General features: G+C 68.2%; 7 protein-coding genes and 1 tRNA gene. 6 read left to right on the top strand and 2 right to left on the bottom strand.

All coding sequences use genetic code 11. The features are described 5' to 3' along the window. The 5 genes from IJH84_RS11685 to IJH84_RS11665 form a co-directional block, all read left to right on the top strand. The coding region (locus tag IJH84_RS11685; RefSeq protein WP_295143907.1) for an ABC transporter substrate-binding protein at positions 1 to 1,481 on the top strand (1,481 nt) is incomplete at its 5' end. Continuing rightward, on the top strand, positions 1,469 to 2,425 hold the full coding sequence (locus tag IJH84_RS11680) for an ABC transporter permease (protein WP_295143904.1): 957 nt from the start codon (positions 1,469 to 1,471) through the stop codon (positions 2,423 to 2,425). The genes IJH84_RS11685 and IJH84_RS11680, both read left to right, overlap by 13 nt. Further along, positions 2,422 to 3,213 carry an ABC transporter permease gene (locus IJH84_RS11675; RefSeq protein WP_295143901.1) on the top strand — a complete coding sequence of 264 codons (792 nt, stop codon included), beginning with the start codon at positions 2,422 to 2,424 and terminating at the stop codon, positions 3,211 to 3,213. The genes IJH84_RS11680 and IJH84_RS11675 overlap by 4 nt, the downstream gene beginning before the upstream one ends. Beyond that, positions 3,210 to 4,781 (top strand): ABC transporter ATP-binding protein, encoded by a 1,572-nt coding sequence (locus IJH84_RS11670; RefSeq protein ID WP_295143898.1) that lies wholly within the window; start codon positions 3,210 to 3,212, stop codon positions 4,779 to 4,781. The genes IJH84_RS11675 and IJH84_RS11670 overlap by 4 nt, the downstream gene beginning before the upstream one ends. 388 nt (positions 4,782 to 5,169) lie before the next feature. Then, positions 5,170 to 5,511: a hypothetical protein gene (locus tag IJH84_RS11665; RefSeq protein ID WP_200073161.1), complete on the top strand. Its 342-nt coding sequence runs from the start codon at positions 5,170 to 5,172 to the stop codon at positions 5,509 to 5,511. A 98-nt stretch (positions 5,512 to 5,609) separates the two neighbouring features. Here IJH84_RS11665 and car read toward each other — a convergent pair whose 3' ends face one another. Beyond that, the gene (gene car / locus IJH84_RS11660; RefSeq protein WP_295143893.1) at positions 5,610 to 9,143 is read right to left on the bottom strand and encodes a carboxylic acid reductase; all 3,534 of its coding nucleotides are present in this window, start codon (positions 9,141 to 9,143) and stop codon (positions 5,610 to 5,612) included. A 338-nt stretch (positions 9,144 to 9,481) separates the two neighbouring features. On the opposite strand from car, the gene IJH84_RS11655 reads away from it, so the two are divergent. Next, positions 9,482 to 10,681, top strand: coding sequence for a hypothetical protein (locus IJH84_RS11655; RefSeq protein WP_295143890.1), 1,200 nt, complete (start codon positions 9,482 to 9,484; stop codon positions 10,679 to 10,681). Between the two features lie 216 nt (positions 10,682 to 10,897). Here the strand turns inward: IJH84_RS11655 and IJH84_RS11650 are convergent. Then, positions 10,898 to 10,970, bottom strand: a tRNA-Arg gene (locus IJH84_RS11650). Positions 10,971 to 11,035 lie beyond the last annotated feature (65 nt).

Raw genomic sequence — 11,035 nt, 5'->3', positions numbered from 1 at the left:
CGGCCTCCGGGTGCACCGCCGGTGGTGCGGCGCACGAGGCCGGACCACCGCGCCCCGGCGGGCGGTTGCGCGCGGTGTTCCCCGGCGGCGGTGCCGAAGAAGTGCTGGACCCGCACACCACCGATCTGTACGCGGAGGTCGCCCGCGCCAAGGCGCTGTTCGACAAGCTCGCCGAGTACGGGTCGGACATGTCGCCGCAACCCAGGCTTGCCGAGCGGTGGGAGTCGAGCCCCGACCTGACGACCTGGCGGGTTCCGTTGCGGCAAGCGGTGTTCCACGACGGCAGGCCGGTGCGCGCAGCCGACGTGCTCTACAGCTATGCCCGCATCCTGCGGCCGGACAGCACCCGCCGGGCCAAGGCCAGCCTGTCGGTGATCGATCTGCCGAACAGCCGCGCGCTCGACGACCGCACCGTCGAATTCCGGCTGAAACGCCCGTACGCGGAGTTTCCGAACGCGATGGCGACGTTGGGCGCCTACATCGTTCCGGAAGGAGCGGAGGACTTCGCCGCCCCGATCGGCTCGGGACCGTTCCGGTTCACCTCCTTCGAGCCGGGGCGCAGCTTCCGCGCCGCCCGCAACCCGGACTACTGGGACGGCGCCCCGCACTTGGACGAGCTGGAGATCCTGATCAGCAACGACGAGGCGGCGCGGGTCAACGCGCTGCTGGGCGGCCAAGCCGACTACGCCCACGACCTCACCGCCACCACCGCGCGCAGCCATGAAGCGACCGGGCAGGTACGGATCCACCGGCTGCCGCTGAGCAACTTCCACGCCCTGGCGATGAAGGTCGACCGCCCGCCGTTCGACCGGCCCGAGGTCCGGCAGGCGTTGTGCCACCTCGTCGATCGCGAAGAGATGGTGCGCTCGGTGCTGCAAGGCAGCGGCCAGGTCGCCAACGACCTCTACGGCAAGGGTTACAAGTACTACGCGGACACCCTCCCGCAACGCGTCCAGGACCCCGACCGCGCGAAGTCCTTGCTGCGCAAGGCGGGAGCGGAAAACCTCACCCTGCAACTGCTCACCTCCGATGTGGCACCCGGCCTCCGCGAGGCGGCGCTGGCCTTCGCCGACCAGGCCAAGAAGGCCGGGATCACGGTCAACGTCACGGTGGGCAACAAGGACACCTACTGGTCGGACATCGCCGACAACGGCGCGCTGGTCAGCTACCGCTCGGGCGCCATGCCGATCGAGTCGCACATCTCGCAGCGCTTGTTGTCCGGCTCCACCACGAACAACACCAAGTGGCGGCGACCGGAGTTCGACGCGCTGTACCAGCAGGCGCAGTCCACTTCGGACGAGTCGCACCGCGCCGAGCTCTACGGGGCGATGCAGCGGCAGCTCTTCGACGAAGGCGGATTCTGCTGGTGGGGCGTGTCGGACTGGATCGTGGCCACCGCCGGTCGCGTCGGCGGCGTCGATGACGGCGCGCCGGCGAACACGCTGGACTGGGCTCGTTTCGACAGGGTGTGGCTGGGTTGACGGTTCCGCGCTACATCGCCCGCCGGGTCCTCGTCGGGATCGTGCAGGTCCTCCTCGTCATGGTGCTGGTGTTCTTCTTGGCCGAGGCGTTGCCGGGCGACGCGGCGGTCACCCTCGCCGGGGACAATCCGGACCCGGGCATCATCGCGCTGCTCCGTGCGCAACTGGGGCTCGATCGTCCGGCGTCGGTCCGGCTCGGTGACTGGCTTTCCTCGGCGCTGCAAGGAGACTTCGGCCATTCGCTGGCCGGTCCCCGTGCTGTCGTGGACATCATCGGTCCCGCCGTCGGGCCGACCCTGCTGTTGGCGGGGAGCACGCTCGCCTTGATCGTGCCGTTGTCGCTCGGCCTGGGCGTGCTGGCCGCCAATCGCGAGGGAGGGGTGGCCGACCGCGCCATCACCACCACGACGCTGGGCTTCTACTCGGTGCCCGAATTCGCCATGGGGATTCTGCTGGTCACCGTGTTCGCGGTGCAGCTCCGTTGGTTGCCGCCCACCGCGGTCGGCACCACGGACCTGTTGAGCCGTCCCGGCGTGCTCGTCCTACCGGTGCTGGTGTTGCTGCTGCGTCCGATCTGCTCGCTGAGCAGGCTCGTACGGGCCGGCATGGTGGAAGCGGTGCACTCCGGTTACGTCCGGCAGGCGCGCCGCGCCGGGCTCTCCCCGATTCGGGTGCAGCTCGCGCACGCGCTGCCGAACGCCGTGGTTCCCGCGGTGCAGCAGTTGGCCAGGACGACCGACTGGTTGATCGGTGGCGTCGTCGTGGTGGAGGCCATCTTCGTGATACCGGGGCTCGGCACCACGTTGATCGATGCCGTCTCGGCACGCGATCTGCCTGTGATCCAGGGTCTCGCCGTGCTGTTCGCGACGGTGACGGTGTTGGTGAACCTGCTGGCCGACATCGTCGCCCGCCTCCTCGCCCCGGCGGCGGAGGTGAGCCGATGAGACGCCTGTTGCTCCCCGGCCTGCTCATCGCGATTCCGGTGCTGCTGGCCCTGTTCGGGCCGCTGTTCGCCACGGACGCCACGGCCAAGGACGTCGCGTTCAGCAGCGGCCCCGGCCATCCGTTCGGCACGGATTTCGTGGGCCGCGATGTCTGGGACGAGGTCCTGCTCGGCGGCTGGTCGGTGGTACTGGTCGCGGTGGCAGCCACCGCCTGCACGTACCTGGTGGCGGTTCCGTTCGGCGTGCTGGCCGGCATGACCCGGAACCGGCTGGTCGATGAGGTCCTGATGCGTCCTTGGGACGTCGTGCTGGCGATCCCGTCCATGCTGCTGCTCCTTCTGCTGGCGTCAACGGCGCCGAACATGCTGTGGGTGCTGGTGGTGATCGTCACCGTGATCAACCTTCCGGACGTCATCCGGATCTCGCGCGCCTCGGCGCTTTCGCTGTCCGCGCGTCCGGCGGTCGAAGCGATGCGCTTGCAGGGCGAAAGCCGCCTGCGCATCGGACTGGGCTACGTGGCGAGAGCGATGCTGCGTACCCTCGCGGCGGATCTGGGGACCCGGTTCACCGGGGCGATCTACCTGGTCGCCTCGGCCAGCTTCCTCGGGGTGGGAGTCTCGCCGCAGGCCAGCGATTGGGCCGCGATGGTGGACCGCAATCGCACCGGGCTGTTCCTGCAGCCGTGGGCGGTGGTCCTGCCCGCCCTGCTCATCGTGGCATTGTCGGTGGGCGTGAATCTGACCTTCGACCAGTGGCTGCGGAAACGGGAACGCGGGGTGCGCAAGTGAACGTCGTCGAGACCGACGAACTGGACATCTCGCTCGGAGAGCAGCGATTGATCGCGGGGATGTCGTTCGCGTTGCCCGCCGGCGAGGTGACCGCGCTGGTCGGGGAGTCCGGAAGCGGCAAGACCACTGCCGGGCTCGCCTTGCTCGGCGAGCATCCGCCGGGAGCTCGCGTCGCGGGCAGGATCGAAGTGGCCGGCCGAACCGTCGAACCGGGCAAACCACCGGAGCCAGGCGCGGTCGGCTACATCCCGCAGCATCCGTCCGCGGCCCTCAACCCGGTGCGGCGGGTCGGGTCCGTGCTGCGCGAGATCGCGCGTCGGCATCTCGGCGAGGTGCCACGCGCCGAGCGCAAAAGCTTGGTGCGCGACAAGGTCCGTGATGCGTTGCGAAAGGCGCAGCTGCCCGAAGGCGAAACGCTGCTGAACCGCTACCCGCACCAGCTTTCCGGCGGTCAGCAGCAGCGGATCGTGCTCGCCCAGGCGCTGGTCTGCGATCCGCGCGTGGTGGTGGCCGACGAGCCGACCACCGGTCAGGACGCGCTCACCCGCGCGCAGATCGTCGACGAGTTGCGCGGGTTGACCCACCAAGGCATCGCGGTGCTGCTGCTGACCCACGACCTCGACGTCGTACGCGGACTCGCGCATCGCGTCCTGGTCCTGCGCGCCGGCTCCGTCGTGGAATCCGGCCCTGCCCGGGACGTGCTCGCATCTCCGCAGCAGGAGTACACGCGGCTGCTGGTCGAGTCCCAGCCCGATTCGCGCGTTCCAGTCCAGGCCGAACCGGCGGACGATGCAGCACCGGTACTCGCGGTGCGCGAGTTGTCCGCCGTGCACCGCGCGCGAGGGAAGACCGTTGAGGCGCTGCACGAGGTTTCGGTCGATGTCCGGGCCGGTGAGCGGGTGGCGGTCGTCGGCCGCTCCGGTAGCGGTAAGACCACGCTGGCCCGCTGCCTCGCCGGCCTGCACCCGCACCGCGGTGGCGAAGTCCGGTTGGACGGCGAATTGCTGGCTGCACGGCTGCGCCGGCGGACCCGTCGGCAGCTGGCCGGTATCCAGTACGTGTTCCAGGACGCGCGAGCCTCGTTCAACGAGTTCGTACCGATCATCGACCAGGTCGCACGCACCGCGGAACGGTTGCAGGGCACCGACCGGGCTCGGGCTGGGAAGGAGGCTGCCGGGTGGCTGCGGCGAGTGGGACTGGACGACGCGATCACCACCCGGCATCCCGAGTCGCTGTCCGGCGGCGAGTTGCAGCGCGCCGCGCTGGTGCGCGCCCTGCTGGCCGAGCCCCGGTTGCTGATCTGCGACGAGATCACCTCCGGGCTGGACACGGTGACCCAGGCGGACATCCTCGCCCTGCTGCGCGAGCTGCAGGACGATGCGCGGTGCGCGCTGATGATCATCACGCACGACCTGGGTGTCGTCACGGACCTCGCGGAGCGGGTGCTCATCGTCGAGGACGGGCGGATCGTCGAGCAGGGCAGCACGGCGGAAGTGCTGCGCTCGCCGCAGCACTCGTTGACGGCTGCGCTGGTCGAAGCGGCGGCGAACCAGGTCGCCTCGGCGTAGCGATAGGAGCGCGGCAATCAGCCTGGGCACCGTCGGGCGGTGCGTCATCAAGAGCGCCATGAACCGGGGTAGCTGCCGTGGGAGGAGCATGTCGTCGAACATGCATTCCATGCTTCCTGCTCGAACGCACGTTCGTCATCACCGATAGGGGTGGAGGCGGTCCGCTCGATCGAGAAGCGCCACAAGTGAATCTATAACTCTGAGTGACAAACTGTTGCTTTCAGTAACGTCGGCGATGTCGCCCGGCGCACCCCGCGACCCGCCGCCGAAGCGCCGTTTCCGTTGCCTCGCCGGGAAAACCGGTCGATCGAGCCGTGGTCTGAGGACGCGTCGCCGCGTCGAATAGTGGGTAGCCGAGGCACGCGAGGCCGAAAGGAGGGATGTCGCCGTGGCTGAGCAGCATCCGCCGATCGCCGGCTATGACGAACTTCCGCTGGGTGCGCTGCAGCACCGGGTCCGCTCGCTGACCGAGGCCGAGCTCCGCGCGCTGCTGGATTACGAACGCGATCACGCCGACCGTGCCCCGGTCGTCGATCTGCTGGTGCGCAGGCTCGGGGAGCTCGAAGCGGGCGCCGAACCGTCACCGGGACCGGAAGCGACACCGGCCGACACGCCGCACCACTCGCGCGCGGGTTCTCCCGTGCCGCCCAGCGGACCGGCCGGAACCGGCCAGCCCACCGGACACGGCACCCGCGGTTCCACCGGCAAAGGCGCCGAGCACAGCGAATGACCCGCGTCGTGCGGTGAAGCGACCAGACGCGGTTCGTCGAGGGCGGCCGACCACAGGACCGGACGAGCCGGCCACCGGTACGGGCCGCCCTCGACCGCTCACAGCAGACCGAGCTGTTGCAGGTCGGTCACGTACTTGCCGATGAGCGAAGCCGACAGGTGCGGGATGTCCTCGTCCGCACCGATACCGGCCGCGCGCACCGCCTCGTGGAACCGTTCGGCGGGAATCCCGGAGCCCGGCACCGGCTCGTCCGGCTGCTGGAAGGCGTGCAGCAAGGGCAGCAACGAATGCTGCCGCTGCGTTTCCGGCATCGCCCGAACAGCGGTCTCGAACCGGCCGATCCAGTCGTCGAAGTCGTCGATCCGCTGGATCGAGTGCCCCGCCTCGTTCAACCAGTCCACGAACACGTCCAGCGAGATGCCGTCATCGTGCGGATTCAGCACGTTGAACGTCTGGTACCCCGCCGTGTTCCGCGCGCCCAGTTCGGTGATCGCTTCGGCGGTGAAGTCCGCGGGCAATCCGTCGTAGTGCGCCCGCGGCCGCGCACCGTCCGCGCCGGTCCGGTAGAAGGAACGCGGTGCGATGCCCGTCGCGACGAGGCTCAGCAGCAGCCGGGTGAACATGTCGGGCACGTTCAACTGCCCCGTGTAGCGGCTGTGCGCGAGGATCATGTCGGAACGGAAGACCGCGGCAGGCAAGCCGAACTGCGCGTGCGCTTCTCGCAGGAGCACCTCACCGGCCCACTTGCTCGTCGCGTAGCCGTTCGCGTAGGTCTCGTCGAGTTCGCGGACGGGGCTGGTGACCCGGATGTCGGCGTCCTCGTCGAGCGCGGACGGGTCCACTCCGGCGGCCACACCGACCGTCGACAGGTAGGTGATCGGCTTGATCCGCGTGGTCAGCGCCATCCGGATCAACTCGGCCGTGCCCACGACGTTGGGACCGAACAGCTGGCCGTACGGCAGCACGTGGTTGACCAGCGCGGCCGGGTGCACGATCAGATCGACGTCGGTTGCCAGCCTGTTCCAGGTGGGCTCGTCGAGACCGAGGTCCGGCTCACCGATGTCCCCGGCGAGCACTTCGAGGTGGTCGGCCGCCAGCGCCCGGTAGTGCCGCAGGAGTTCCGGATCACCGCTGTCGAACGCCTCGTCCAGCCGCTTCCGCGCCGCCGCGGAGTCCGCACCGCGGACGATGCAGATGAGCTTTCCGCCGCGTTCGCCGAGCCGTTCCAGCCAGTCCAGGCACAGGAACCGGCCGAGGTAGCCGTTCGCGCCCGTCAGCAGCACGGTTTGCGGGGCCGTGTCATCCGGCCGGGGGAGGGTTTCGGCGGTGTCCAGCGTCTGCGCCGCGATGAACTTGTCGAGCGCGAGGTCGCCGGCGCGCACCTGCGTGCTTTCCCGGCCGTGCACTGTCGCGAAGGTGGGCCGTTTCGCTCCCGAGGACCGCTCACCCTCGATGTGCCGTGCGATCCCACGCAGGTCGTTGGCCGGGCTGATGACGACACCGACTGGAACTTCGACGTCGAAGATCTCCTGCAAGAGCTTGGAGAACGACAACGCGGACAGCGAGTCACCGCCGAGGTCGGTGAAGTGCGCCTCCGGACCCACGTCGCTGCCTGCGCACCCGAGCAGCGCCTGGGCGGCTCGGCTGACCGTTTCCAGCACCGGTTTGTCCCGTCCGGTGCGGCGCAGCGTGCGCAGCTCGCTGGCCTGCCCTTCGGCGAGTTGCGCGTACAACTGCTCGAGCTGCTCGCCGTACCGATCGGTGAGCTTGGGCCGCAGCAGTTTGCGCGCGTCCGAGAGCAACCCGTTCTCGTTGGTGAACGGCTCGGTTTCGATCAGGAAGTCGCGCGGGATCTCGTAGGAGTTCAGCTCGGCCTCGTTCGCGACCTGCTGCAGCGATTCGCCGATCCGCGCCTTGAGCGCCTCGGTGTTCCCGTTGCGCTCGAGTGCGTCATCGGTGGGCACGATCACCGCGAGCAGGTACGCGCGGACGCTGCTGCCGTAGACGAAGATCTGCTTGACTAGCGGGCTGGTGGCGAACACCGACTCCAGGTGGGAGACCGCGACGAATTCGCCTTGCGAAAGTTTCAGCACGTTCTTCCGGCGGTCGACGTAGGCAAGCCGATCCGGGCCGATTTCGGCCATGATGTCGCCGGTCTTGTAGAAGCCGTCCGCGTCGAATACCTCGGCGGTGACCTCCGGCCTGTTGAAGTAGCCCGGGAACAGCGAATCGGCCTTGAGCAGCAGCTCGCCGCGCGGATGCGGGGAGTCGGTGCGGAAATAGCCGAGTTCGGGGACGTCCACCAGCTTGTACTCGGTCACCGGCGGCCGCTGCACGTGCGTGTTGATCAGCACGCCGCCGGCCTCGGTAGAGCCGTAACCGTCGTTCAGCGGCAGGCCCAGGCAGGATTCCACGAACTCGTGCATTCCGGTGGAGATGGGCGCGCTGCCGCACATGGCGTGTACGACCCGGCCACCGAGGAAGTTCTCCCGCAGATCCTGCTTCACCGCCGCGTCCAGTTGTTCCTGGTCGCCGAAGTCGGCGGCGCGCCGGTCGAGTTCGCTCTGGTACTGCTGGAACAGCATGTCGCAGATCCGCGGGACCAGCATCAGTTCCGTGGGCCCGCTCAGCGCGATGTCTGCGAAGAAGGTGGACAGATCGCTTTTCGCGGTGAAGTACGTGGTGCCGCCGTGCGCGAGCGAGCTGACCAGGGAAGCGCGACCCGCCAGGTGGCTCATCGGCAGGTAGCTGATGGTGATCGACGGAACGTTGCTCACCTTGGGCAGGAATCCGGCCCACACCCGGCGGACCAGCCATTCCGGATACATGGCGCCCTTGGGCGTGCCGGTGCTGCCCGAGGTGTAGATGAGCAGCGACAGCGAGTCTTCCGATTCGGCGACGAACGGTGCCGGAGTCGGGATTTCCGCGCCCCGCTCGATCACCGTGCCGAGCGCTTCGGCGGCGATGCCGGATTCGGCCAGCCGGCGTGCGCCCGCCTCGAACTTCTCGCGTTCTTCGTCGACTTCGGGGTGGTGGTCGAACACGATCACCCGCGGCTGCAACTCGCTGGAGATCGCCAATTCGACGGCCTTGTCGAGCAGTTCGACGCTCGTGGCGATGATCCGCGGCCCGGTTTCCTGCACGATCGGCTGCAGCTGGCTCACCGGTGCGCTGGACTGCAGCGGAACGGAAACGGCGCCCGAGTGCACGCAGGCGAGGTCCAGCGTCGCGTAGTCGGTGCTGGTGAAACCGAGCAGGCAGACGAAGTCGCCGGCGCGCAGCGAACCGTGCTGCCATTCGGCGGAAACCGCTTGCACCCGCGACCACAGTTCGCGGTAGGTGATGGTCTCGAACTCCGGGAGCAGCCGGTACGCGGAACGCCCGGTGTCCGGATCCTTGGTCAGTTCCTTCGCGCGTTCGCCGAGGGCCGGCCGATCCGCATAACTTTCCATGATCGTGGCGACGGTTCGCGCCAAGCCGATTCCTGGTTGTTGCAGCGTGGCGTGCACCGATTCGAGCGGCTTGGCGTCCAAGATGCGCGGATCTTTCGCGGCTACCTCGTCCAGACGCCGTTCCGTTTGCGCTTTGACCGATTTGTCGTCGATATCGTTCTCGGGGCGAGAACCACCCATTGCAACGATCTCCCAATGCTCGCGACTGATTGCGCCGGGTTCTTCGCCGAACCCCTGCACACGCCAAGTGATTAGCTCAGCTAAAGATATCATTGGCACGATGCAACCATCAGTACGCGAACGTTGTGGGTTACCTCTCAGGGTCGAGCGAACGGCATCCGACGCGTGGTGAGCCGCAGCGCGTAGAACCGCGATACGGGGTTTGCGCACGCGATCCGTCGCCGAGAGCGGCCATCCGGGACGGCGTGCGGGGGCTGAGCGACACACCTCGGTGTGACGTAAGAAATGCTTCGGCGAGCCTCCGCAGGCCGGTGGCCGCGATGTTTACGGTTCGCACCATGTCGATCACCACGCGTCAACGGGTGTTCTTCCACCTGGGATCGCCGAAGACGGGCACCACCTATTTGCAGGAGGTCCTGTGGCGCAACCGGGAACCGTTGCGCCGCGCCGGTCTGCTCTACCCGGGCGACCGTCCGGAAGCGCACTTCCAGGCCGCGATGGATCTGCAGGGCACGCAGTTCCAGGCCGACTGGGAGGACGCGGACGTGCCGTCGGCGTGGCGCAAGCTCGTCGAGCAAGCGCGGCAGTTCTCCGGCGACGTGGTGCTGTCCCACGAGCTGTTCTGCACCGCTGCTCCCGAGGACGTCGAGCGGGCCATGTCGGACCTCGCGTTTGCCGAGGTGCACGTGGTGTGCACCGCCCGCGACCTGGCGCGTCAGCTACCCGCTGTCTGGCAGGAGGACGTCAAGAACCGGCACGTGGTGAGCTTTTCCGATTTCAGCGCCGGTGTCCGCGGCGGCGAGGGGCGATCGCACTGGCTCAGCGAACTGTTCTGGCAGCGCCAGGACCTCCCCGCGATCCTCCGCAAGTGGGCGGTCGGGCTTCCGCCGGAGCGCGTGCACGTTGTGACCGTTCCGCGGCCGGATGAGGGGCCGAGCCGGCTGTGGGAACGTTTCGCCTGTCTGATCGGGGTAGACCCCGGTTCGTTCGACGCGCAGGTGGGTTCGCCGAACAAGTCGCTCGGCGTCGCCGAAACCGCGTTGCTGTCGCGTCTGAACGAGACGCTCGCGGATCGGCTGGACTGGCCGGGCTACGACAGCGTCGTCAAGTACCAGCTCGCGACCGAGATTTTCGGTGCGCGTGCGTCGCGCAGGCGCATCGCGCTGCCTGCCGAAGACCGACCTTGGGTGCAGGACCGAGCGAAGCAGCTGGTGAGCGAGCTCAGCACCGCCGCCTACGACGTGGTCGGCGACCTCGACGAGTTGCTGCCGGCGACGTCGAGGCATTCGGGAGCGCACGACCATCCGGACGACGTCGAGGACCGGGAAGTGCTCGAAACCGCCATCGAGGCGCTCGGAGCCGTCCTCGAACGACACGCAGAGCTGGAACGAGCCACCGCCGCACAAGCGTCGTCCACGCGAAAGCATCGGCTGCGCGGTCTCTGCGCTCGAAATGTGCTGTTGCGCAAGCTCTACCGGTGCGCACGTGCCCGGATTGCGCCCGCGCGATCTTCGCGCTGGGTTCCGCGAGGTGGCTGACGGACACATTCGGTATCGACGCAGCCGGAGCGAGGAGCTTGGCCCGAGACTTCCCGGCCGCACCCGAGCAGCGGGGAAACTAGGCGGACCTTGTCCGCGCATTGTCCGTAGATACTGACTGAGAGCAGCCGGAAGAGGCAGCCAGCGGCAGAACGCCACAACCATCCACTGGGAAGTCATTCCAGCTCAGCCGTCGTGTCTGCTGGCTGACGCGGGCGCCCTCGGCAGGACTCGAACCTGCGACACCTGCCTCCGGAGGGCAGTGCTCTATCCGCTGAGCTACGAGGGCTTGTCGTTGCTGACGTCGTTCACCTTAGCGCATGGGGTCGGAGAGTCGATAAGGGGGCCTGCGCG

Origin of the sequence: Saccharopolyspora sp., from assembly GCF_017434145.1 — a bacterium.
GTDB classification, from domain to species: Bacteria; Actinomycetota; Actinomycetes; order Mycobacteriales; family Pseudonocardiaceae; genus Saccharopolyspora_C; species Saccharopolyspora_C galaxeae.
This window is presented reverse-complemented; position numbering and strand designations above follow the sequence as displayed.